Below are 23,031 nucleotides of genomic sequence, written 5' to 3'. Positions count from 1 at the left end.
TCAGTTCGCGATCTCGAGCTGTGCAAGGTCGGCAATCAGTCCCGGACCGGTCGGCTCCCATCCCAATACCTGCCGCGTCAGTGCGCTGGAGGCCCGCATGTCGAAGCCTGCGAACATCGCGAAGCGCCCAAAGAAGGCGGGTGCCTCGTCTGCTGAGAGGGAACGGACCGGCAGCTCCAGACGGCGGCCGAGCGTCTCGACGATATCGCGCATCGCCACACCTTCTTCGGCCACCGCATGCCAGGCAGCACCCGTCGCACCCTTCTCGATGGCCAGCCGGTAAAGGCGGGCGACGTCCAGAACATGCGCCGCCGGCCAGAGATTGCTTCCATCGCCCACATAGGCACAGGTGCCGTTCTGGCGGAACGTCTCGATCAGCGGCGTGATAAGCCCCTGCCTGGCCCGGTCATGGACCTGCGGCAGACGCACGACCGAAGCACGGATACCTTGCGGGATCAGCGCCAGCGCTGTCTGTTCGGACACGCGCGGGAACGGGAAATCCAACGGAATCACATCCTTTTCGGTCGCCACCTGACCCGGAAGGGCCAATCCCGCCAGACCGCCCGTGGCAAGAAACGGCTTGTTGGAGCCGGCAAGCGCGGACCCGATTGCCTCGATGGCGCGACGATCCGTTTCGCAACTCGCCGCGAAATTCGACCAGTCATGGATAAAGGCCAGATGAATGACGGCGTCCGACGTTGATGCGCCTTTTTGAAGGATATCGGGATCATTGAGCGACCCGTGCAGCACGTCCGCGCCGATGGCGGCGAGCGATTGAGCCCCTTCCTCCGAACGGGCCAGACCAAGTACCTCATGGCCGGCGGCGATCAGTTCCCTTACGGTCGGCACCCCGATGAATCCGGTGGCGCCGGTGACGAATATACGCATGAGCTAAGTCTCCCGTTTTCAGATGAAGACAAATCTCGGTCCATGCCCTATTCTGTTAAAGTAGTGACTTTATCGTATTATAAAGACTAACAGGATGAACGAACACCAGCACGTCGAGAAGCGGCTCGGCACCTGGCTGAAGGACCGCCGCGCACGGCTCGATCCGGTCGCCTTCGGCCTTCCCCTGGAACGTCGCCGCACGCCCGGCCTGCGGCGCGAGGAGGTCGCGCAGAGGGCCAACATCAGCCCGACCTGGTACACCTGGCTCGAACAAGGGCGCGGCGGAGCCCCGTCTGCCGACGTGCTGGACCGGATCGCGCGCGCCCTGATGCTGACCGATGTCGAGCGCGAGCATCTGTTCCTGCTCGGCCTCGGTCGGCCGCCCGATGCGCGGTATCGCAGGAGCGGCAGCGTCACACCGCGCCTTCAACGTGTGCTCGACGCACTGGATCCCAGTCCGGCGCTGATCCGGACCGCGACCTGGGATGTGCCGGCCTGGAACCGGGCGGCGACCATCATGCTGGGGGACTACAGCGCCCTGCCGCCGGCGGAACGCAACATCCTGCGGATCATCTTCCTCGACCCGCGCTCCCGCGCCATGCAAACCGACTGGGACAGCATGGCACGCTACGTAGTCGGCGCCTTCCGGATCGAGACGACGCGCGCCGGGGCAGCGGACGAGATCACACCCCTGGTAACGGAACTCTGCCGGCTCAGCCCCGAATTCCGTACGATGTGGCATGAGAACAGCGTCACCGAGGCACCCACCGACATCGTCAAGCACATCGATCACCCAGTCCTCGGCCCCTTCGCCTTCGAACACTCGACATTCTCGGTCGATGGCCGGCCGGACCTGACCCTGGTCGTCTACAATCCCGCGACACCGGCCGACGCCGACAAGCTCAGAACCGTCCTGTCTTACCGTAGCGAAGCCGACGCGTAGTCCGGCAGACGCAATGCGCTATGCACCGCCTGTTTAGTGTCATCGAATACGCCGACCGCTCCGTTCCGCTCGATTTCGGCGAGGATCCGGTTGCGCGTCTCGATATCCTTCTGCGTCCTGGGCAGGAAGAACGCCCCATTGTCAGCGGTCGCCAGTGCCTGGTTCGCCTCGACAAAGGGCCGCGCAACACGCTCATAAGCGGCAAACGCATCTTCCGGGTTGTCATGGGTGGCCAGTTCGCCTGCCAGCACATACGCGCCAACAAGCGCCAGGCTGGTGCCCTGGCCTGACCGGAACGACGGTGCGAACGCGGCATCGCCCACCAGTGCCACTCGCCCTTTCGACCAGTGCGGCATGCGGATCTGACTGACGGAATCGAAATACAGATCATCAGCCTGCGCCATCGCGTCGAGCATGCGCGGAACCTCCCAGCCCATGCCGGCGAAGGCTTCCCGCGTACGCCGGATCTGCTCCTGCGCGTCACGACTGGCGGACACCGGCGCTTCCTCCGTCGCAAAAGCAAGAAAGCCGAAGACCCTTGGGCTGTCCTGAACCGCCCAGATACCGGCCGTGCGTCCTGGCTCGGCATGAACGATCCCGCCATGCGACAGGCCCCTGTCGTTTGGCATGGAAAAGAGATTGAAGCAGAAACCAAGGGAATGGTTGAACGGCTCCTCGGGGCCGAAGACCAGACGACGCGTCCGTGAGTGCAGCCCGTCCGCGCCGATGACGATATCGTATCGTGCCTGCCGGCCACTGGCGAACCCGACATCGACGCCCTCACCGTCATCATGGAGGGTGTCGAGTGAGTCGTTGAAACGGTACGCGACGCCACCGTTTCGGGTCGCGTCATGGAGCAACGTTGCCAGAGTGCCGCGCGGCAGTTCGACATCGCGGTCGGTGTCGCTGCCGATCGCCTCGTAGATCGGCACGCTGCCGATGATTTTTCCAGCTCCATCCACGAAGGTCATCGCGCGGGAGGCGATATGGGCCGCGCGGATCGAGGGCAGCAGGCCCATACGCTCGACCACGTCGATCGCCGTGCCGCGCACGTCGATCGGGTATCCGCCGGTCCGGATCGTCGGTGCCCGCTCGACCACCGTCACGTCGAACCCATGACGATCGAGCCAGAAGGCGAGCGCTGGTCCCGCGATGCTGGCGCCGGAAATGAGGACGGATCGGCGACCCGCTGGAATCGTTGGCGTGCTCATGATATCCACTCATAGATAAGATTCCTCGCGCATCTTATAGGGCACGCGAGGAGAAGCAATAAGATTCGCAATGCATCTTAATGGAGCACCATGAGAGTTCGAGGGCGGACACGTCGACGCGGTGCGGCGCTGGAAGAGGCGATCCTTGAGGCCGCCTGGGCCGAAGTAATGGAACGCGGTTATGAAGGGCTGACGATGGAGAATGTCGCCCGCCGTGCGGAAACCAGCCGTCCGGTGCTGCACCGGCGTTGGCGGAGCCGCACGGCGCTCGCGGCGGCCGCACTCGCGCAGAAATTCGCCCAGGCCAATATCGTCATTCCGGATAAGGGCAGTCTGCGGGAGGAACTTTGCCTTCTTCTCCGGTGCATGTCGGATCGCGCCGGGTCGCGGGACCTGCAACTGCTCTTCGACATGCAGAAGGATCTTGTCGCCGAACGGTCGAGCTTCGCCGACATACGGGCGCGCATCGTGGACGGCAGCCAGTTCCATGCCGTCATCGGCCGGGCCATCGAACGGGGCGAGATCGACCCAGCCCGTCTTACACCCCGGATCGCATCGCTTCCGCTCGATCTGGCCCGGCATGAGATGATGATGACGTTCCAGCCGCTCTCTGACGACGCCATCCGCCAGATCGTCGATGACATCTTCCTGCCATTGGTGCGCCGCGATAAGTCGTGTTCCCAGATGTGACAACAGGCCACATGTTCATGACTCTTATCCCATTCCTGTATCAAAACAGAGAGATTTACCCTTCGTGAAACCGACACGAGATTGATAATCTATGCATGAGGTTCCTGATCTTTCGTTCTTCATGCTCCGGTTCAAACGACTGTCAAAGATACCTGTGGCGTTCCGCCAGGTGCTGGCCCGGGGAGATTTATAGAGCCTCACGGAACATGGTCGTAAAACTCGGGGTGCTTTCGTAGCTGAGATTGTCGACAATGCCCGTTTTGGCGCACGAGTAGGCCGTGAAGAGGAAACAGAGGCGATGACCGACGATCCGTCCGGCCTGATCACGACGGTCGAACTGACGTGGATCGAAAAACAGGTCGAACGCTGGCTGCGCTTCGGGCGGCCGGTCGCGGACACGATCCTCGACCGTCAACGGCGCATGCTCAGCTTCGCGCCCGGCAGCGTGTTCGCCTTCGTCCGCTGGGCCGCCAACGAGTATGGCACGGTTGAATCGCACATTGACATCGTGCGCACGGTCGGCTCCGGCGAAGACTACCAGACCGTCCCATGCGTGCGACCGGGCGGCGAGGTGTTGCTGCACCAGACTTCATGGCCGCGCGTCCAGCGTGTGCTGGAAGCGATCGACGCGGTCGAGGCGCAGGACATCGATCCGGTCGAAGTCAGTCCCGATTACTGGCGTCACCTACACCATCGGCTGGAGGCACGGCAGCAGCCCGATCCCTATACCAAAGCACGGCATCGGGCATGGCTGCGTCGTCGCGCGTTGCAGTGAGCGTGCTGTCCGCGTCTGGCCGACTGACGTTTGCCCGTGCCTTTTCCTCCTCTTTCCGGCCCGCTTTTCCATACTCCTGTCGCATCGGTTTTTGGCCGGGACAACGCGGCACTCCGTACCGCGAGCGGAAGGCGTCGGCTGCGCCGCCGCATCTGTTTCCGGTCGCCTTTGGCGCTCCTTCGAACACCCTTTCGACGAACGATCCGGTGTTCAGTGACACGAGTTTTCCCGCATCCGAAACACCACCCGCATGTGGTGGACAGGCGGTCCGGATGCACGACGAACGCAGGCTGACCGATGGGTCATCGTCGCGGGAAGTGTCGCCAGTTTGACGGTCCCCAGTCATGCGCGGATGTCGCTTTCGATCGTGTCCGGCGCATGACTTTGACGTGTTCACGGCATGTCATAAGACGCACCGAAAACAGGTCGCGGCGCAGCGTGTCATCATCCTGTTCGCGTGGTGTCGGGAGGCAATCTGTGGCAGGTTTTGCCAGTCCCCTGGTCAGGCTGGAAGTGGCCATCAGATTCGGAAAAGTGGAATTCAGGGGCCGAAAAGAGGAAAAAACGTGAGGGCAAGATTAAAGGAACCGGCACTCCAGCCGGTCCTGACCTGCGGTTTTCTCTGTCTGCACATGGGGTTAGGGATATTTCGAGTGGCACTCTGGATTTCTGGTGTCTGAGCCGTCATTTTTCATGAGTGAGGGTTTCCCGCCGTTTCTGACGGCACTCCTTCCCGAAAAGCCCGGTTTCCGTGAGGTCTGGCCATGGCGCAGGATGACGACACCGCGTTCCGTCCCCGACCGGGACGCATCCGCTCGAAGGGCGGTGCTGCGCGCGGTCGCGCCGACTTTCTGGCGGGCATCCGCACCCAAGTTCGTCGGCAATCGCTGAACCCTGGAAAGAGGGGCGGCAGCGGGGCAGGCGGCGGCAGTGGCCGCCGCTTCTCTTCCGGGTCTGGTGAGACCTCGCGTTCGGGGAGCGCAGCGCGTTCCGGTTCCACCCGTGGCGTGGGACGCGGGCGGGGCGCGTCCTTCGTCCGCGCGCGCGGGATCGCCGGCTGGCGGCATCAGGTTCCTGGTTCCCGGCGTGTGGCCGTGAAGGCGCGTGTGGTGCGTCAGGCCGGGAAGGGAGGCGGGGCCGCCGCCCATCTGCGCTACATCCAGCGCGATGGCACGTCCCGCGACGGCGAGCGTGGCGTCCTCTATGGTGCGGAGACCGACCGCGTCGATGCGAAAGCTTTCCTCGAACGCGGTGCGGACGACCGGCATCAGTTCCGTTTCATCGTCTCACCGGAAGACGCCGACCGGTTGGACGATCTGACGGACTTCACGCGCGACCTGATGACGCGGATGGAAGCCGATCTCGGCACACGGCTGGACTGGGTGGCGGTGAATCATTTCAACACCGCCCATCCCCATGTCCATGTCGTGGTCAATGGCCGCGACGACCAGGGCAAAGACCTCGTCATCGATGGCGGCTACATCACCCACGGCATTCGCGAACGCGCCTCCGAATTCGCGACGCTGGAACTCGGTCCCGTGTCCGAGATCGAGCAGCGGCAGAAGCTGGAAACCGAGATCGACCGCGGCCGCTTCACCCGCCTCGACCGTGCCCTGCTGGATCAGGCAACAGAAAACCATCTCGACATGCGCCCCGGCATTGAGACGCCGACCTCCGATCTGGTGGACCGGCGGCTGCGCCTGTCGCGCCTCGCGAAGCTTGAACGCATGGGACTGGCCAGCCAGACGGAGCCGGGGAGATGGACGCTCGACGACCGGCTGGAAGAGCGTCTGCGCAATCTCGGTGAGCGCGACGACATCACGCGGCAGATGCACCGCGCCCTGAAGGCGCGCGACAAGGGAACAGCGCCGACGCGCGACCCGGCGCATTTCCGCCTTCATGGCGAGGTACCAGAGAGGCCGGTGACGGGACGGCTGGTGGACAGGCACCTGACGGAAGAACTGGGGGAGAAGCTGTCGCTGGTGGTCGATGGGATCGACGGGCGGGTGCATCATCTGCGCGGCTTTGATCCTGCCCAGATGGAGGACATCCCCGGTGGCGCGATCGTGGAAATCGCGGCGGCCCCGGTCCCCGACAAGCCGCGCCCATCCGACCGGGCGATCCTCACCCATACCGAGGATGGGATCTATCGCCCTTCCGCCCATCTGGAGCGGATGCAGCTCGACCGCTGGAGCATCAAGGGTAACCCGGAAGACCTGATCAAGGGGCATATCCGCCGTCTGGAGGCTCTACGTCGGGCGGGGATCGTGGAGCGGCTGGAGGCCGACCGCTGGCGCATCCCGGAAGACTTCCAGCAACGCTCCATCGCCTATGACGCCGCCCGTGCGCCGAAGGCGACGGTGCGGCTGCTGTCGGCCTTCGATCTGGAAGCGCAGATCGGCTCAGATGGGGCGTCCTGGCTCGACCGGCGTCTGGTGGCCGGGATAAGCCGTGAGGGCGACCGGGTGGAGGCCGGGTTCGGAGGCGAAGTCGGTGACGCGCTGGCGAGACGGCAAAAGGCGCTGCTCGACCGTGGCGATGCCAGCCTTACCCCGGAGGGCATGGTCCGTTATCGGAAGAACCTGCTGGCGACGCTGGAAGGGCGGGAAGTGGAACGGGTCGGGCAGGCTATGGCCGAGAAGCGGGGGAAATTATGGCGACCCCTCGACCGCTTCGAGACCATCCAGGGCACGATGAAAGGCCCGGTCGATCTGGCCAGCGGGCGCTTCGCGGTGCTGGAGAGCGGGCATGAATTCTCGCTGGTGCCCTGGCGGCCGGAGATCGGCAGACAGCACCAGAAGGAGATGGCCATTTCCATGGATGAGCATGGCGGCATCTCCTGGGAACTGGGACGGGGCAGGGGCCTTGGCCTGTAGCGGGAAAGTATCACGAGTCGTTCCGGAACTCTGACAAACACCGACAAAAGCCGCCAATTTTACGCTTGGCTACGCCCCGGTACTATGCCGACCAATCAGGGACTTGCGTCGGGAAAATTTCAGCGCACTCTGTCATCGGACCTCCAGATCGGGAACACGGCGATGACCAGACGGCAGCGGATGAACGTGTATTTCGAGCCGGGCCTGCTGAAGCAGGTCGAGGCGCTGGCGGAGCGCCGGAAGGTGTCGAAATCGGCGGTGATCGAGGCGGCGGTGCTGTCGCTGGTTTCTGGCGAGGACGATGGACGCCGGGATGCCGCCCTGTCGAAGCGTCTGGACCGGCTCGGGCGGCGGATCGACGATGTGGACGAGGCTGTCGCCGTGCTGGGCGAGGCGTTCGCGCTCTATACCCGTGCCTGGATGAGGCATCAGCTTCCCATCCCGGCGAACGAAAACGAAGCCGCCAGGGATCGGGCGGCGGACATGTATGCCCAATTCAATGAGGTGCTCGTCCGGCGGCTGGCGAGGGGACAGCGGTTCCTTAACGAGCGGGTGCGGGATGTTGCAGGGCGGAAGGAGGCAGGTACGGGCTCATAAAGTGAGCGCACGTCGCGGCGATATTGCAGAAGGAAGCGCAAGCTTCGTACTTTGCGCGCATGCGCTTATCTGCTTCAAGGCACTCTTAGGCGGGCGATCATGGATCGTCCTATTAGAAACTGCGCCAAATCATATAGGTGGCTACACAAAAAATAACGCCAGAGAAGAAAACAGTCAGGGCGCCGGTGGTACCGGCCAGGGCCCGCGCCGCACGCATCCCGCCGAAGCTGCCGGCGATACCGCCGACGATGAACAGCACGGCCAGGTTCCAGTCGATCAGGCCGGATGCCATGTAGCTGAGAGCGGTGCTGGCCCCGAACGCGGCCACGGCGACCAGCGAGGTGCCGATGGCGTTGAGGATCGGCATCCCGGTGGAGGCGATCAGCGCCGGCACGATCAGAAACCCGCCGCCGATCCCGAAAAAGCCCGACAGCGCCCCCGTCCCCAGGCCATAGGTCATGACGCGGCCTACATTCTCACGATTGCAGGCGGCCCCCGCGCACCCCTGGTTGCGCCGTCCGCGCACCATCAGAACGCCGACCACGATCATCAGCAGCGCAAAGCACAGCAGCAGGCGACGGCCGTCCATCGCCTTGCCCAACGTCGCCCCGCCGAACGCCCCCACAACGCCACAGGTGGCGAAAATTGCGGCACAGCGCCATTTGACCGTGCCCGCGCGCGCGTGCTGCGCCAGCCCCGCCAGCGCATTCACCGCAACGGCAAGGGCGCTGGTGCCGATGGCGACATGCGGGTTGGCAACACCGACGACATAGACCATCAGCGGCACGGCCAGAATCGACCCCCCGCCGCCGATCAGCCCCAGCGTGAAGCCAACCACCGCACCGGAGAGAACCTCGAGCGCCAGATGTGTCAGGTCGGGCGGCATGTCACGCTCCTGAAGCGTTCCGGGGAGCGGCCAGCAGTTCGCGCCCGCGCAGCATGCCCCGCCAGTAGAGCTGGGGCATGACCTTCTCCTTGAGGAACCATGCCAGGCGCGTCGGCTGCGTGCCGCGCAGCAGCCACAGCGGCAAGGTCGGCGCCAGCCGCCCGCCGTAACCGAACTCGGCCAGCACGATCCGCCCGCGCTCCACCGTCAGCGGACAGGCGCCATACCCGTCATAGGTCGCGACGGGCGCCTTGCCGTCCAGCGCCGCCAGCACATTGACCGCCACGACGGGGGCCTGCTTGCGCACGGCGGCGGCCGTCTTGGCGTTCGACGTGCCGGCAACGTCCCCCAGGGCGAAGACATCGGCAAAGGTCGCATGCCGCAGCGTCGCGGGATCGACGGCCACAAACCCGTCAGCCCCGGCCAGCGGGCTGGACCTGACCACCGCCGGCGCCACCTGGGGCGGCACCGCATGCAGCATGTCGAATGTCTGCTCGACCCGCTCCGACCCACCTTCCGTCGCCCGCTCGAAAGTCGCCACGCGCCGCGCGCCATCCACCGCCACCAGCTTCGAACGCAGATGAAGGTCGATGCCGTAGCGTTCGATATAGGCCATCAGCGCGGGCACGAAGGCCGCGACGCCGAACAGGGCGGGCGTTGCGGTGTCGAAACCCACCGAGATATCCTTCAGCACGCCGCGCCGCCGCCAGGCATCGCAGGACAGGTACATCGCTTTCTGCGGCGCCCCGGCACATTTGATCGGCATGGGCGGTTGGGTGAACAGGGCCCTGCCGCGCGACAGGCCCTGCACCAGTTGCCAGGTATAGGGCGCAAGATCGTAGCGGTAGTTGGAGGTGACGCCGTTCCTGCCCAGCGTCTCCTCCAGGCCCGGAATCGCCGCCCAGTCCAGCGTCAGGCCGGTGGCCACCACCAGAACGTCGTAGGACAGCACCGTCCCGTCCTCCAGCGCGGTTTCACGCGCCTCCGGCAGAAAGCCCGCCACGGGCTGACGGATCCATGTCGCCCCAGCCGGAATCAGCCCCTCTTCCGGGCGGCGCGTCTGTTCGGGCGTAAAGATGCCGCCCCCCACCATGGTCCATCCCGGCTGATAATAATGGGTGGCCGACGGGTCCACGATGGCCAGCGCAATACCCGGCCTGCGGCGCAGGATGCTCGCGGCCGTGGCCAGTCCTGCCGCACCGCCACCCGCGATGACGACGTTGAAGCGTCGTGCACCCGGCCGCCCGGTCGCCGGCTGCGGCACATGCGGCGCGGCGTTCAGGTGGTCGCCCAGCGCGGACAGATCGACCCCCGCCGTCCGGCCGGCCGCCAGGATAGCATCCGCCGGCATGCTGCCCGCCTGCGCCAGGGCCCAGAGCCGCGCCGCCCTGTTCCCGCCCTGGCAATAGGCCAGAACCGGGCCCGGCATCCGCTCCAGCGCAGCACGCATGGCCTCCACCGCCCCGTCGCTCGGCAGGCTGCCCGAACGAACGGGAATGGCGAGGAAATCCAGCCCCCGGCAGCGCGCCGCCTGTTCGATCTCGGCGGAGGGCGTCTGGCTGGCCCCCTCACCATCCGGGCGGGCACAGATGATGGTCCTGAAACCGTCCGACGCCGCCGCATTCACGTCGGCAACGGAAAGCTGGGGCGAAACGGCAAACTGGGGTGTCAGGAAACGAAAGGACATGGATCGGAATTCCCGGTCGGCGGAGAATGGAGAAAAGGCGTGCGGAAAATGGCGATCAGAGCGCGTCGATCGGAATCTTGATGTAACGGGTGCCGTTCGATTCCGGTTCGGGCATGCGCCCGCCGCGCATGTTGACCTGCACCGAAGGCATGATCAGGTTCGGCAGCGACAGCGTGGCGTCGCGCGCGGTCCGCATCGCGGCGAAGGCATCCTCGCCCACGCCATCATGCACATGGATATTGTCCCGCCGCTCGGCACCGATCGTGGTTTCCCACGCGAAATGGTCGCGACCGGGCGCCTTGTAGTCGTGGCACAGGAACACGCGCGTCGCGTCCGGCAGCGCCATCAGGCGACGGATCGAGCGGAAGAGCTGACGCGCTTCCCCGCCGGGAAAATCGGCCCGCGCCGTTCCGTAATCCGGCATGAACAGCGTATCCCCGATAAAGGCGGCATCGCCGATGACGAACGCCATGTCGGCGGGCGTATGGCCGGGTACGTGCAGGGCGATCGCCTCAATCCCGCCGATCGCGAACCGGTCGCCGTCATGGAACAGCCGGTCGAACTGCGAGCCGTCACGCGCGAACTCGGTGCCGGCATTGAAGATCTTGCCGAAGACCGACTGCACCCGCACGATCTCGGCCCCGATGGCCAGCTTGCCGCCCAGTTGCGCCTGCAACCAGGGGGCCGCCGACAGATGGTCGGCATGGGCATGGGTTTCGAGCTGCCATTGCACCTCCAACCCCTCGGCCCGCACATAATCGACGACCTTCTGCGCCGTGGTATGGCTGGTCCGGCCCGATGCCGCCTCGTAATCCAGCACGCTGTCGATGACGGCGGCCTGGCGGGTGGCGGGGTCATGCACCACATGCGTAGCCGTAAAGGTCGCCTCATCGAAAAACGAGCGGACCACGGGGGCAGGAGCCTGTCCCCGCTCGACCTTCTCAACCTGGGCGATGGCGGTTTCCAGTGCGGAATCGGACATGACGGCCTCCCATTTGTTAAGTAAAATTCTTAACTAATGTATATCAATTTATTTAATAATGAAACATCCTTGCGTCAAGGCTGGCGGGCGATTTATGAAAGGAATCATGACCGACTCCGATTCGACGATCTGCGCCGCCGCGCCCGCATCCCTGCCGAAAATCGGCGACGAGGCCCCGGATTTCATCGCGCGGACCACGCATGGACGCCTGCGCTTGAGCGACCTGCGAGGGCACTGGGTGCTGCTGTTTTCCCACCCGGCGGATTTCACACCTGTCTGCACCAGCGAATTTCTGGCCTTCGCGACGGCCTTCGACCAGTTCCAGGCCCTGGACTGCGCCCTGGTCGGCCTGTCGGTGGACAGCCTGCCCGCCCACCTGGCGTGGATCGAGGCCATCCGTGCCCAGTTCAGGGTCACGATCCCCTTCCCCGTCATCGAAGACCCGTCGATGGCGATCGCACGCGCCTACGGCATGCTCGACCTGACGGCGGAAAGCAGCGCCACGGTCCGGACCGTGCACGTCATCGACCCCGACGGCATCATTCGCGCCATCACATGGTACCCAATGTCTGTCGGCCGTTCGGTGGCGGAAATGCTGCGCCTGGTCGCCGCATTGCAGAAAGTCTCGACGGAAGACGTGCTGACGCCCGAAGGCTGGCAACCGGGCCACGATACGGTCCTGCCGGCCGTCCAGACCCAGCAGGACGCAGCGGAAGCAGGCCTGGCGTGGTTCATGCGCACCCGGCCGGACGCCCGCGCGTGACCATTCTGACGGCGGACGGCGCCCGAGAACTGGCCGAACGACTGAAACTGTTCGCCCAGCCGCAACGGCTGCTGATCCTGGCCCAACTGCTCGACGGCCCCCGCGCCGTCAGCGCACTGGAAAGCAGCACGGGGATCGGCCAGCCGGTCCTCAGCCAGCAGCTCGGCATCCTGCGCCGCGCCGGCATCCTGCGCACCGAACGCGAATCCCGCGCCATATTCTACAGCTTCGCCGACACCGAAGAAGAGAAATGGGTGCGCCTCCTGCTGGGCATGCGGCCAACGCAATCCAGCACAGACACCCATAGCCACCCCGGCATCACCCACACGCCCCGCATCGCGCGCGAGGAAGCCGGGGCCGTCTTTGCCCGCGTCGGCGCGACAACCAGCCGGGAATAACCCCAGGCATCCCAACGGGGCCACATAACGGCCCCAGGGACGACCTCGAAAAATACTGACGACAGAACGCACGTTCGCGCCGCCCACCAGGTGCGACGCGAACGCCAGCGGCCGTCCGCGCGCCCACTCCACCCAATTCCATCCGTCACCACGCAGGCCGCAGCTCCGCATGGGACGCGATCACGGTCCCTTGACCGCATATAATTTCATAATTATATTAAATTACACTTTCATAACTCATGAAAGTATTACCAATCCTGCCGTGCGGCAGGTGAAAGTGCGCAACCCATGCGGACGGCGGACAGAGGGCTGAGCGGCCTGGCATCGCGCGCCGGCCTTTGGCTGGGCGTGGCGGTGGTCCTGAATGGCGCGGCGGCGGCCATGCTCGTGCTGCAACTGGTCGTCCTGGCACGCATCGTCGACAACCTGACCTTCCACGCCCACCCGTTCGGCCAGGAAGCCGGCCGCGCGGGCTGGCTGGCGGCCCTGCTGGCCGGCCGCGCGATCCTGGGCTGGCTGGCGGACATGGCCGCCGTCACGGCGGGCATGAAAGTCACGGCCGCCCTGCGTGCCGACGTACTGGCCCACCTGCTGCGGGTCGGCTCCCCACGCATGGCCGGCCTGGGCACCGGCGAGACCGTCACAACCCTGACCGACGGGATCGACGCCCTGGAGCCCTATGTCGCCCACTACTTGCCGCGCGCCGCGATGATGGTCGTCATGCCGTTGATGATCCTGGGCTGCGTGGCTGGCCTGGACGGCTGGAGCTTCGCAATCCTGGCCTGCACCGGGCCGCTGATCCCGCTGTTCATGGCGCTGGTCGGCTATCGCGCGCAGGCGATCATGGACCGGCAATGGACCCAGCTTCTGCTGCTGGGGAACGGGTTTCTCGACTTCCTTCAGGGCATGACCACCCTGCGGCTGTTCGGCCACGCGCACCAGGCCGCAAGCACCGTCGGGCGCATGGCCGACGATTATCGCCGGACCACCCTGTCGGTCATGCGGGTGGCGTTCCTGACCTCGGCGGCGCTGGAGTTTTTCGCCAGCCTGTCGATCGCCCTGGTCGCGGTGGTGTTCGGCGCACGCCTGCTGTCCGGCCAAGCCGATTTTCGCACCGCCTTTCTGGTCCTGCTGCTGGCCCCGGAATATTTCATGCCGCTCCGCGCCTTTTCCGCCAGCTATCACGCGCGCCAGAACGCGACCGTCGCAATGCGTCGCATCGCCGCCCTGCTGGCCCTGCCTCAGGCGCCAATGGCGGCCACGAACACATCCCCCCCGCCATCCGGGCCGGTCGCCGGCATCGCCTGCATCAATCTCTCGGCCACCTACGGCACCGACGACGCGCCGGTCCTGGCCCATGCCTCCTGCCAGTTCCCCCGCAACGCGCTGACGGTGGTGGTCGGCGAAAGCGGAGCCGGCAAGACGACCCTGCTGCGCCTCCTGCTGGGCCTTCTGGCCCCGTCGGCGGGCGATATCGTCGCGCAGGGTGAAGCGGGGCAGCCGCTCGCAGGCCCCTGGCGCGACCGGATCGGCTGGGTGCCGCAATGCCCCTGCCTGCCGTCCGGCACCATTGCCGACATCCTGCGCCTGGGCGCTCCGGACGCCGATCTGGCCCAATTGCGCGCGGCGGCGACACAGGCCGACGCACTGGCATTCATCGAGGCGCTGCCCCAGGGGTTCGATACGCCCATCGGCGAACGCGGCGCCCGCCTGTCGGGCGGGCAGGCGCGCCGCCTGGCCCTGACGCGGGCCCTGATCCGCAATCCGGCCATCCTGATCCTGGACGAACCGACATCCGACCTGGACCCGGACAGCGAAAGACGGGTCGCGGATGCCATCCGGCGCGCCGTGCCGGGGCGGATCGTCATCGTCACGACGCACCGGCAGACGATCATCGGGCAGGCCGATCACCTGCTTTCGGTCGCAGACGGCACGATCCGCCCCCTGTCCGCCAGCGAAAGGGCGGCAGCATGAGCCAGATCTCCCCCCTGTTCGCGCCGACACGGCCAATCCGCCGGCGGATGGCGGCCGGGCTGGCCCTGGCCTGCCTGGCGGCTCTGGCGAATATCGGCCTGCTGGCCCTGTCCGGCTGGCTGCTGGCGGCGGCGGCCACCGCCGGGCTGGTGGGGCTGGTGGCGGCCCACGCCTTCAACATGGCCCTGCCGGCGGCGGGCGTCCGGTTCCTGGCCACGCTCCGCATCCTGGCCCGTTACGGCGAACGGGTCGTGACCCATGACGCAACGCTGGGCCTGGTCGGCCAGATCCGCGCCCGGAGCTTCGACCGGCTGGTCCGGCAACCGCCCGCGCACCTGTCGCGCCAGCGCAGCGGCGAACAGCTTTTCCGCTTCGTCTCGGACACCGAGCGCGCGGGCCATGCCTATCTGGATGCCGGCGTACCCTTCGTCACGGCGGCAATCTGCGGACTGGCCTCCGTCGGCCTCGTCGGCGCCTTCGTCCCCTCGGCCGGCCTCGTGCTGGCAACCGGCCTGCTGACCTGCGGCGTGCTCCTGCCGCTGGCGGCCGGATGGCTGTCGGATCGCGCGACCGCCCGCATCGCCACCCAGCAGGACGCGATGCACGGCGACCTGGTGGACATCCTGCAAGGCGCGGACGAGATCGCCTTCCTGGGCGCGGAGGATGCGATGCGCCGCCGCCTCGACACCCGACAGGCGGCGATCCGCCACGCCCGCCTGCATCTGGCGGCGATCGAGGGCGGCGCGCGGGCCCTGACCGGCGCAATGGCCATGCTGACCGCGCTGGGCGTGCTGGCCTGCGCATCCACGGCCCTGCATGCCGGCCTCCTGTCCGCCGCCTGCCTGCCGATGCTCGGTCTGGGGGCATTGGCGGCATTCGAAAGCGTGGCCCCGCTGCCGGCGGCGCGCCAGATGGCCCACCATGCCAGGCTGGCCGCCCGGCGCATGCGCGCGGCCTGCACCCTGCCGCCTCCGTCAAGCGGCGGGTCGCTGCTCCCGGTCGCCCCGCTGGACCTCGACATGCGCGCGGTCGGCATGCGCTACGCTCCGGACGAGGACTGGGTCCTGCGCCACGCCGACCTCACCATCCGCCAGGGCGAGCGCGTGGCCCTGGTCGGGCCGTCCGGCGCGGGCAAGAGCACGCTCGCCCGCCTGCTGTTCGGCTTCCACGCCTACCAGGAAGGCACGATCCGCTTCGGCGGCGTGGAAGCACGCGCGCTGGACCCGGACGCGCTGCCCGGCCTGGTCGGCATCATGGCGCAGGACGCCCACCTGTTCCAGGGCAGCATCCGCCGTAACCTGGCCATGGCCTGCCCCACGGCGAATGAAGCCGCGATGTGGTCGGCGCTCGAAACCACCCAACTGGCCGCCTTCGTACGCCAGGCGCCGGCCGGCCTGGACACGCTGATCGGCGAGGCCGGGCTGCGCCTGTCCGGCGGCCAGGGCCGGCGGCTGGCGCTGGCCTGCGTCCTGCTGCGCCGTCCCCGTTGGCTGATCCTCGACGAGCCGACCGAGGGGCTGGACGCGGCGACCGAACGAGCGGTGATGGCCGCCCTCATGGCCTCCCTGCCGCCGGATGCGACGCTCCTGTGCATCACGCATCGCACGGCCATCCTGCCCTTTCTGGACCGGGCGATCGCCATGACCGATCGCGGTTTCCATGACGTCGCGACACATCGCAGGAGGCCGCAATGACATGACGGCGGCCGCGTGTCCCAGGACACGACAATGACCCCCGCGCCGAAAACGCGCGGACCAGATTGCAGAAATCAGGAGAATTGAGCGTGGAGCTTATCAATCCGGATGTCGTCGACCTGTCGCGATTCCAGTTCGCGCTGACGGCACTTTACCATTTCATGTTCGTGCCGCTCACATTGGGGCTGACCTTCATGCTGGCGGCGATGGAGACGGTGTACGTCGTCACCGGCCGGCAGATCTACAAGGACATGGCCCAGTTCTGGGGCAAGCTGTTCGGCATCAATTTCGCCATCGGCGTCGCGACCGGCATCACGATGGAATTCGAATTCGGCACCAACTGGTCGATGTATTCCCGCTTTTTCGGCGACATGTTCGGTACGCCACTGGCCATCGAGGGCCTGATGGCGTTCTTCATGGAATCCACCTTCGTCGGGCTGATGTTCTTCGGCTGGGACCGCCTCAGCCGTCCCGCCCACCTGGCCATCACCTATCTGGTCGCGCTGGGCTCCAACCTGTCGGCGCTGTGGATTCTGGTGGCCAACGCCAGCATGAACATGCCGGAAGGCGCGCATTTCGACCCGGACACCATGCGGATGCAGTTCGACAGCGTGGTGAAGGTCATCTTCAACCCCGACGCACAGGCCAAGTTCGTCCATACGTCGGTCGCGGGCTACGTCTCGGCGGCGATGTTCGTCATGGGCATCAGCGCGTTCTATATCCTGCGTGGTCAGCACAAGGCTTTCGCCGCGCGCTCCTTCCGCATGGCGGCCCTGTTCGGCATCATCTCCACCGTCGCCGTCATCACGCTGGGCGACGTGCTGGGCCGGCTGGACTACGAACACCAGCCCACCAAGATCGCCGCGATCGAGGGGCTGTGGCACACCAGCAAGCCGCCGTTCGAGCCGTGGCTGGCCTTCGCCCTGCCCGACGACGCCAGACAGGAAAACCATCTGGAAATCGGCGTCCCCTTCGTGCTGACGCCGCTGGTCGCCCACAGTTTCGACACGCCGATCACCGGCATGACCGAACTGGAAGAGCAGGCCGGCCCGCGCATCGCATCGGGCATCCAGGCCCTGTCGGCGCTGCGCCGCTACGGCCAGGGGCACGACCCGGCGGACCTGGCGCTGTTCAGGGCGCATGAGGCCGACATGGGCTTCGGCTTCCTGGCCATGCGCCACGCCCCCGGCCAGGACGTCACCGCCATCTCCGCCGCCGAGATGGACAGCGTGGTGCGACAGACCGAGCCTGACATCCTGCCGAACGTGTTCGTCACCTTCTGGTCGTTCCGGATCATGGTGTTCCTGTCGCTGTGGTTCTTCGCCGTCTTCGCCCTGTCGGCCTATGTCAGCCTGAAGAACCGGTTGGAACGCAACCGGCTGCTGCTGAAACTGTGCATGTGGTCGATCCCGCTGCCGATCCTGGCCACCGAATTCGGCTGGATCACCGCCGAGGCCGGCCGCCAGCCCTGGACGGTCTTCAACCGCCTGCCCACGTTCCTGTCGGCCTCCAGCCACAGCGTCGGCTACATGATCTTCTCCCTGGCGGGCTTCGCGCTGCTCTACTCCGCCTTCATCGCCGCCGAACTGTTCCTGATGTTCAAATACGCCCGCCTCGGCCCCGATCACGGCGCGCATGGCGCGCAAGGGCCGCACCTGATCGTCGCACACGATCGGAAGGATGCGTTTTCCATCGCCTCCTCCCTGTCTTCGTAAGGGAATTTCGTAAAATGGACTCGTACGCAATTCTGAAACTGGTCTGGGCCGCCATCCTCGGCATCCTGTTCATCGGGCTGGGCACGATGGTCGGCATGGATATGGGCGTGGGCACGCTGCTGCGCTTCGTCGGCCGCAACGACGGCGAACGCCGCACGGCGCTGAACATCGTCGGCCCGCACTGGGACGGCAACCAGGTGTGGTTCATCCTGGGCGGCGGCGCGATCTTCGCCGCCTTTCCCACGCTGTACGCCACCTCGTTCTCGGTCTTCTACGTCGTCATGATCCTGCTGCTGTTCAGCATGATCCTGCGGCCGGTGGCGTTCGAATACCGCTCCAAGGCCGACAGCCGGCACTGGCGCGCCAGTTGGGACGTCGCGTTCCTGGTCTCCGGCACGCTGCCGATGTTCATCTACGGTGCTGCCTTCGGCAATGTGCTGGAGGGCGTGGGCTATCATTTCGGCTGGACCGGCCAGTATTACCAGGACGAATCGTTCCTGTCCTACCTGGTCAATCCGTTCGCGATCCTGTGCGGCCTGATGTCGGTCGCCCTCAGCGTCTATCAGGGCGGAGTCATGCTGATGCTGCGCTCCGAGGAACCGATCCACGGTCGCGCGCGGCGCTATGCGATGCGCGGCGGCATCGCCGCTGCAATCCTGTTCGCAACCGGCGGCGTGTGGATCAGCCGCCTGAACGGCTTCCGCCTGACCGATGCCGATCCCGGCATGCCCGCCAATCCGATCCAGGGCCAGCATGTCACTGTCAGCGCCGGCGGATGGCTGGAAAACTTCCAGGCCCACCCGGCATTGTGGTTGATCCCGCTTCTGGGCGTCGCCTGCATGCTATTCGGCACGCTGATGGTGCGCGCCGACCGTCCGGTCCTTGCCTGGTGGACCGGTGTGGGGTCGTGGATCGGCACGATCGGCACCGTCGGCACCGCGATGTTTCCCTTTCTCATGCCCTCCGCCACCACGCCGGACCAGAGCCTGACGATCTGGAACAGCACCGCCAGCGCCTACGGGCTGGCCTGCATGCTGGTGGTGGCGGCGATCTTCGTGCCGATCATCTTGTCCTACACATCGTGGTGTTATTACGTCATGCGCGGCAAGGTCCGCACAGCCGACGTCATCCACGATACCCACAGCTACTAAGGACCCTGTCATGAACATCATGCGCCTGGCCGGGCTGGCCGTCGCCCTGGTCGTCTCGCTTCTGTTCGCCGTCTTTGTCGGCGACCAGGGGCCATGGTATTTCGCCTGGGTAGTCGGCACGGTGATGATCATCCTCATCGCCGGCGCCGGCGCCATCCTGCTCGATGCGCAGGATGAACAGGCTTCGGAACGGGAGATCTGATCATGTTGGGCGATCTGGAACGCATCATCTTCTTTATTCCCGCGCTCTATCTTGCGCTTTACCTGCTGGCCGTCGCCTGCGCGCGCCGCCTGCTGCCGTGAGCACAGGCAGGAGGAGACGCGCATGAACTGGGCGCATGACATCCAGGCGGCTTGCGGAGGCATGCTGATCGGCCTCTCGGCGGCGCTCTTCCTGCTGCTCGACGGGCGGGTCGCCGGCATCAGCGGCATCCTCGGAGGCCTTCTCGGACCCCGGAACCGCGCGACCGCCGGCAACGCCGCTTTCATCGCGGGGCTCCTCCTGGCCGGGCCGCTCTATCGAGTTTTTACTGGAAGATGGCCGGCTGTCCATATCGCCGCGTCCTGGCCCGTGCTCGTGTTGGCTGGGCTGCTGGTCGGTTTCGGTACGCGGCTGGGATCGGGCTGCACCAGCGGGCACGGTGTCTGTGGACTGGCTCGCCTGTCCAGGCGTTCGGCGGCGGCCGTCGCCACCTTCATGATCACGGCGTTTATCACCGTGTTCGTCACCCGGCACCTGATAGGGGGTGGATCGTGAGCATCATCGTTGCCCTAGGCTGTGGGCTGTTGTTTGGCCTTGGCCTCGCCCTGTCCGGTATGGTCGATCCTACGCGCGTGCTGGGATTCCTCGACCTCGCCGGAGCGTGGGACTCAAGCCTGATCTTCGTATTGGGCGGCGCGGTCTCTGTCTCTTTTCTGGGTTATCGTCTGTCGCGCAGGATGAGTCGGCCCGTCTGCACCGAACATTTCGACCTGCCCACCCGAACCGCGATCGATCGCCGCCTCATCGGTGGGGCGGTATTGTTCGGGATCGGCTGGGGGTTGGCGGGGTTATGTCCTGGACCGGCGATCGTGTCACTGGGGCTCGCGCAAGGTGGCGGCTTGGTGTTCGCCGTTGCAATGATGGCCGGTATGTTGGCCGAATCACTGTCCTGAGGGGATGTCGCGACGTTTTCGAACATATGGCCTCCGGCCGTGCTGCATCGTGTCGCTCATGCATCAGGCGGGATTACTCAATCGAGCTAGAACCGATGTGAGATCGTTGATTCCCCAATGTTCCACATACTGCCCCTGTTCCACGCGAACGATGTCGATAACGTTGATGGTGACGGGCTTGCCGGTCGCGGGAACACCCATGAAGGGTCCAATATGGACGCCATTGATGGTCTTGCGCGTCGTGACCTTGTCCCCTTCCGCGATCTGGTCGTGTATTTCCACGGTCAGGTTTCCCAATGCCGGACGAAGAATATTCTCGAAGGTATTCCACAGGCTCTCCCGACCATCAGGTACGCCGGGCGGGGCCGAGCGATTGACGAAATCTCGTCTCATAAGCGCATCGAAGGCGCCCCTGTTTCCCGCCACGATCACCTGCATGTTGAAGTCGAGTACGACCTGTTTGTTCTCTTCAATCAAGATATCGCTCTGCATTTTCAATGCCTTCATCGTGATATTTTTTAGTATCGGAGCCGAATCAACCCGTTGCGCCATCAATGCGCAACGGCGATGCCGTCATTGACATCGGAGCGCAGCATGTCGGCGTACCGGCGATCCCCCATGTGTCCCGCCGCGACGCACCTGAAGAAAGCGTGCGGGGCAGAACAATTCGCACAATGAGGCCACATGGGTTCGCATCGAGCAGCGCCATGTGCCCCTGATGTCGGCGAACGATTTCAGCGACGATCGGCAAGCCGAGACCAAGATGCCCGTCGAAATCGGCGCGATCCGGAACCTTTCGCGTGTCTCCCAGCAGTGCCGCCCGCCGTTGCCGTGAAGGCATCCCAGGACCATCATCGCTGACTTCCAGGACGACTTCGCAATCTTCTTCGCGCAGAGTGACAGACACGTTACTCGCATGCCGACATCCGTTTTCGATCAGATTTCCGAGTGCCCGCGTCATGGCCAATGGTTGGCAGCGCAGGAGGATCGGGTATTCAGTCAGGTTCCGCACCGAGCGGTCCACGGCGACGAAGTCGGCGCTCACCTCCTGCGAGAGGGCCGCAAGGTCGACGACTTGCCATTCTTCAGTCTCGTCATAGCCTCGGAACAGCGACATGGCGTTGTCCAACATGCGTTTCATCAGGCCTATGTCCCGTTTCATTCCCTCCCTTCGCGTATATTCGTCACCCATTTCCGCCCGCAATGCGAGGCGAGTCAGGGGCGTGCGAAGATCATGCGCGACACCCATGAGGGCACAGATCCGTGCCTCACTCGATCGGGCAAGACGCTCCTGAAGCGCATTGAATGCGCGGATGACGCCCCGGACCTCGGATGGCCCCGTCTCATCGATCGGTGCGGGTCGATCCTGAGCTTCGTACTGCGATACGGCGTCCGCCAACAGTCCCAGCGGGCGGCGGATAGACCATGCCGACCATAGCAGCAGTACAGCAGTGCCGGCGGCAATCGTTCCGATCCAGAGCATGATGGGCAGCGTCGCCAGCATCATGCCCGGCCCGCTGACACGGGCGTAATTGCGGACGAGAAAAGTCGCCCTCGGGACGTCGAAGCTGACATGGGTAAATCCCGGGCGCCAGACGTCACTTGCGCAATTCATGACGAGGGGTGCCGGCGTGGCAGGCATCTCCAGTGCATAGAGAGCGCGCCGCAGGGTCCGTGTCGCGAAAACGTCCGTTTCTGGCCGACAAGGCGTGTCGGTGTTCAGGACGACGATCAGGTCGGGCGTGGAGAGCGACGACGCGATAGCGGACTGGTCCGGTGCCGGAACCGCCTTGATCGCACGGAGCGTGGTGGCGATGCCGATGGCGTCGGGCCACGGACCGGGCGGCGGCATTGGTTCCTCAGTGCGCAGCGTCAGGAACGCTGCCGCCGCCATTGCCAGCATGACGACCGAGCTTCCGCCGAGCAGAAGCGCCATTTGCCCGCGCAGAGATCCTGGTCGGGGAAATCTCATGCGGGGACACTCCAGCCCATGGCCCGGTAACAGGCGAGAACTTCGCGCGTGATGGCACCCGTCGCGTTGTGCAGATCGGCGTCCGTTCCCTGCCGGCGGCCGAGCAGCAGGTTGAGGCCACCCCCGATCGCCATGTGGATCGGGACGGCCGTTCCGAGCGTCACCGCCGCGGGCACGATCAGTCCGGGCTTGCGGCCGCTGTCGGCGTTGATGTCGAAGGCGGTTGCCGGCGCGCGATCGACGCGACGCGGATCGTCAAGCCGGATATGGGCGGCGAGCGTCGATCGTCCCGCACCGAAACCGATCATCGTGCGTTCCATGGCGTTACCCGGATCGACGCTCGCGAGCGTTACACGTAAGATCGGGTATGCCGGGTCCGAGATACCGGGCATCTGCAATGCGGCGGGAATTCCCGCCTTCCGTAAGGCCGGGATCAGGCTGGATGCCAGTGTAGCGTCTGCCTGGGAGATCGTGGCGTCCGGTCCCGTCACTGCGACGAATACCACGTCCGGCGGGGAAAGGGCGGCGAACGGAACCACGGCGCCAGGCTGGCGGTGGCTGACCGTGGCACCTGCACAGCCACCGAGGACCAGCAACGTCAGCATGCTGGCGACTTTGGCGAATGTCGTGCCACGGATCACTAAGGTAGGATGAGCGTGTGTCATGCCATTGTT

22 protein-coding genes are annotated in these 23,031 nt (G+C 65.4%); 14 read left to right on the top strand and 8 right to left on the bottom strand.

Going from position 1 to position 23,031, the window contains the following annotated elements:
* Positions 1-888: an SDR family oxidoreductase gene (locus tag HKD27_RS12930; RefSeq protein WP_194689810.1), complete on the bottom strand. Its 888-nt coding sequence runs from the start codon at positions 886-888 to the stop codon at positions 1-3.
* A gap of 94 nt (positions 889-982) precedes the next feature.
* Here HKD27_RS12930 and HKD27_RS12925 point away from each other — a divergent pair, with 94 nt between their 5' ends.
* Positions 983-1,831: a helix-turn-helix transcriptional regulator gene (locus tag HKD27_RS12925; protein ID WP_007396177.1), complete on the top strand. Its 849-nt coding sequence runs from the start codon at positions 983-985 to the stop codon at positions 1,829-1,831.
* Here HKD27_RS12925 and HKD27_RS12920 read toward each other — a convergent pair.
* Entirely contained in the window at positions 1,807-3,042 is a 1,236-nt protein-coding gene (locus tag HKD27_RS12920) for an FAD-dependent monooxygenase (protein ID WP_039998250.1), read from the bottom strand. The two genes, HKD27_RS12925 and HKD27_RS12920, sit on opposite strands and share 25 nt — an antisense overlap.
* Positions 3,043-3,132: 90 nt before the next feature.
* Between HKD27_RS12920 and HKD27_RS12915 the strand changes: the two genes are divergently transcribed.
* The 4 genes from HKD27_RS12915 to HKD27_RS12900 all read left to right on the top strand — a co-directional run bounded on the left by HKD27_RS12915 (position 3,133) and on the right by HKD27_RS12900 (position 7,980).
* Positions 3,133-3,732, top strand: a complete 600-nt coding sequence (locus HKD27_RS12915) for a TetR/AcrR family transcriptional regulator (protein WP_039998249.1) — start codon at positions 3,133-3,135, stop codon at positions 3,730-3,732.
* A 298-nt stretch (positions 3,733-4,030) separates the two neighbouring features.
* Positions 4,031-4,507: a DUF2840 domain-containing protein gene (locus HKD27_RS12910; protein ID WP_007396174.1), complete on the top strand. Its 477-nt coding sequence runs from the start codon at positions 4,031-4,033 to the stop codon at positions 4,505-4,507.
* Positions 4,508-5,271: 764 nt separating this feature from the next.
* Positions 5,272-7,383: a relaxase/mobilization nuclease domain-containing protein gene (locus HKD27_RS12905; RefSeq protein WP_194689809.1), complete on the top strand. Its 2,112-nt coding sequence runs from the start codon at positions 5,272-5,274 to the stop codon at positions 7,381-7,383.
* Between the two features lie 162 nt (positions 7,384-7,545).
* On the top strand, positions 7,546-7,980 hold the full coding sequence (locus HKD27_RS12900; protein WP_026200066.1) for a CopG family transcriptional regulator: 435 nt from the start codon (positions 7,546-7,548) through the stop codon (positions 7,978-7,980).
* 112 nt (positions 7,981-8,092) lie between these two features.
* Here the strand turns inward: HKD27_RS12900 and HKD27_RS12895 are convergent, their stop codons facing one another.
* The 3 genes from HKD27_RS12895 to HKD27_RS12885 are packed head-to-tail and all read right to left on the bottom strand — an operon-like array spanning position 8,093 to position 11,535.
* Positions 8,093-8,866 carry a sulfite exporter TauE/SafE family protein gene (locus tag HKD27_RS12895; protein ID WP_010667964.1) on the bottom strand — a complete coding sequence of 258 codons (774 nt, stop codon included), beginning with the start codon at positions 8,864-8,866 and terminating at the stop codon, positions 8,093-8,095.
* A gap of 1 nt (position 8,867) precedes the next feature.
* Positions 8,868-10,553: a bifunctional protein tyrosine phosphatase family protein/NAD(P)/FAD-dependent oxidoreductase gene (locus HKD27_RS12890; protein ID WP_018307987.1), complete on the bottom strand. Its 1,686-nt coding sequence runs from the start codon at positions 10,551-10,553 to the stop codon at positions 8,868-8,870.
* Between the two features lie 55 nt (positions 10,554-10,608).
* The gene (locus tag HKD27_RS12885; protein WP_010668596.1) at positions 10,609-11,535 is read right to left on the bottom strand and encodes an MBL fold metallo-hydrolase; all 927 of its coding nucleotides are present in this window, start codon (positions 11,533-11,535) and stop codon (positions 10,609-10,611) included.
* Between the two features lie 106 nt (positions 11,536-11,641).
* On the opposite strand from HKD27_RS12885, the gene HKD27_RS12880 reads away from it, so the two are divergent.
* From HKD27_RS12880 to HKD27_RS12840, 9 genes are all read left to right on the top strand, one after another.
* Positions 11,642-12,298, top strand: coding sequence for a peroxiredoxin (locus tag HKD27_RS12880; RefSeq protein WP_010668597.1), 657 nt, complete (start codon positions 11,642-11,644; stop codon positions 12,296-12,298).
* A complete protein-coding gene (locus HKD27_RS12875) occupies positions 12,295-12,696 on the top strand; it encodes a helix-turn-helix transcriptional regulator (protein WP_010668598.1) in 402 nt (133 codons plus the stop codon). Before HKD27_RS12880 ends, HKD27_RS12875 begins: the two co-directional genes overlap by 4 nt.
* A 288-nt stretch (positions 12,697-12,984) precedes the next feature.
* A complete protein-coding gene (gene cydD, locus HKD27_RS12870) occupies positions 12,985-14,670 on the top strand; it encodes a thiol reductant ABC exporter subunit CydD (RefSeq protein ID WP_010668599.1) in 1,686 nt (561 codons plus the stop codon).
* Positions 14,667-16,364, top strand: a complete 1,698-nt coding sequence (gene cydC, locus HKD27_RS12865) for a thiol reductant ABC exporter subunit CydC (RefSeq protein WP_018307985.1) — start codon at positions 14,667-14,669, stop codon at positions 16,362-16,364. Before cydD ends, cydC begins: the two co-directional genes overlap by 4 nt.
* Positions 16,365-16,453: 89 nt before the next feature.
* A complete protein-coding gene (locus HKD27_RS12860; protein WP_194689808.1) occupies positions 16,454-18,079 on the top strand; it encodes a cytochrome ubiquinol oxidase subunit I in 1,626 nt (541 codons plus the stop codon).
* A 14-nt stretch (positions 18,080-18,093) separates the two neighbouring features.
* Positions 18,094-19,230 (top strand): cytochrome d ubiquinol oxidase subunit II, encoded by a 1,137-nt coding sequence (gene cydB / locus HKD27_RS12855; protein WP_010665736.1) that lies wholly within the window; start codon positions 18,094-18,096, stop codon positions 19,228-19,230.
* Positions 19,231-19,240: 10 nt separating this feature from the next.
* Positions 19,241-19,432 carry a hypothetical protein gene (locus tag HKD27_RS12850; RefSeq protein ID WP_010665737.1) on the top strand — a complete coding sequence of 64 codons (192 nt, stop codon included), beginning with the start codon at positions 19,241-19,243 and terminating at the stop codon, positions 19,430-19,432.
* Between the two features lie 123 nt (positions 19,433-19,555).
* Entirely contained in the window at positions 19,556-19,987 is a 432-nt protein-coding gene (locus tag HKD27_RS12845) for a YeeE/YedE family protein (protein ID WP_010665739.1), read from the top strand.
* Positions 19,984-20,385 (top strand): DUF6691 family protein, encoded by a 402-nt coding sequence (locus HKD27_RS12840; RefSeq protein ID WP_194689807.1) that lies wholly within the window; start codon positions 19,984-19,986, stop codon positions 20,383-20,385. The genes HKD27_RS12845 and HKD27_RS12840 overlap by 4 nt, the downstream gene beginning before the upstream one ends.
* A gap of 63 nt (positions 20,386-20,448) precedes the next feature.
* Here the strand turns inward: HKD27_RS12840 and HKD27_RS12835 are convergent, their stop codons facing one another.
* From HKD27_RS12835 to HKD27_RS12825, 3 genes are read right to left on the bottom strand one after another with little or no spacing between them, the layout of a single operon-like run.
* Positions 20,449-20,877: an ester cyclase gene (locus HKD27_RS12835; protein WP_228518516.1), complete on the bottom strand. Its 429-nt coding sequence runs from the start codon at positions 20,875-20,877 to the stop codon at positions 20,449-20,451.
* Between the two features lie 43 nt (positions 20,878-20,920).
* Positions 20,921-22,321 carry an ATP-binding protein gene (locus HKD27_RS12830; RefSeq protein ID WP_228518515.1) on the bottom strand — a complete coding sequence of 467 codons (1,401 nt, stop codon included), beginning with the start codon at positions 22,319-22,321 and terminating at the stop codon, positions 20,921-20,923.
* Between the two features lie 32 nt (positions 22,322-22,353).
* Positions 22,354-23,022, bottom strand: a complete 669-nt coding sequence (locus tag HKD27_RS12825) for a DUF4410 domain-containing protein (protein WP_194689805.1) — start codon at positions 23,020-23,022, stop codon at positions 22,354-22,356.
* Positions 23,023-23,031 lie beyond the last annotated feature (9 nt).

The organism is Gluconobacter sp. R75690, from assembly GCF_015244525.1.
Taxonomy (GTDB): Bacteria; Pseudomonadota; Alphaproteobacteria; order Acetobacterales; family Acetobacteraceae; genus Gluconobacter; species Gluconobacter potus.
Note: the sequence above shows the minus strand (reverse complement) of the source record. Positions and strands in the feature narration are given on the sequence as shown.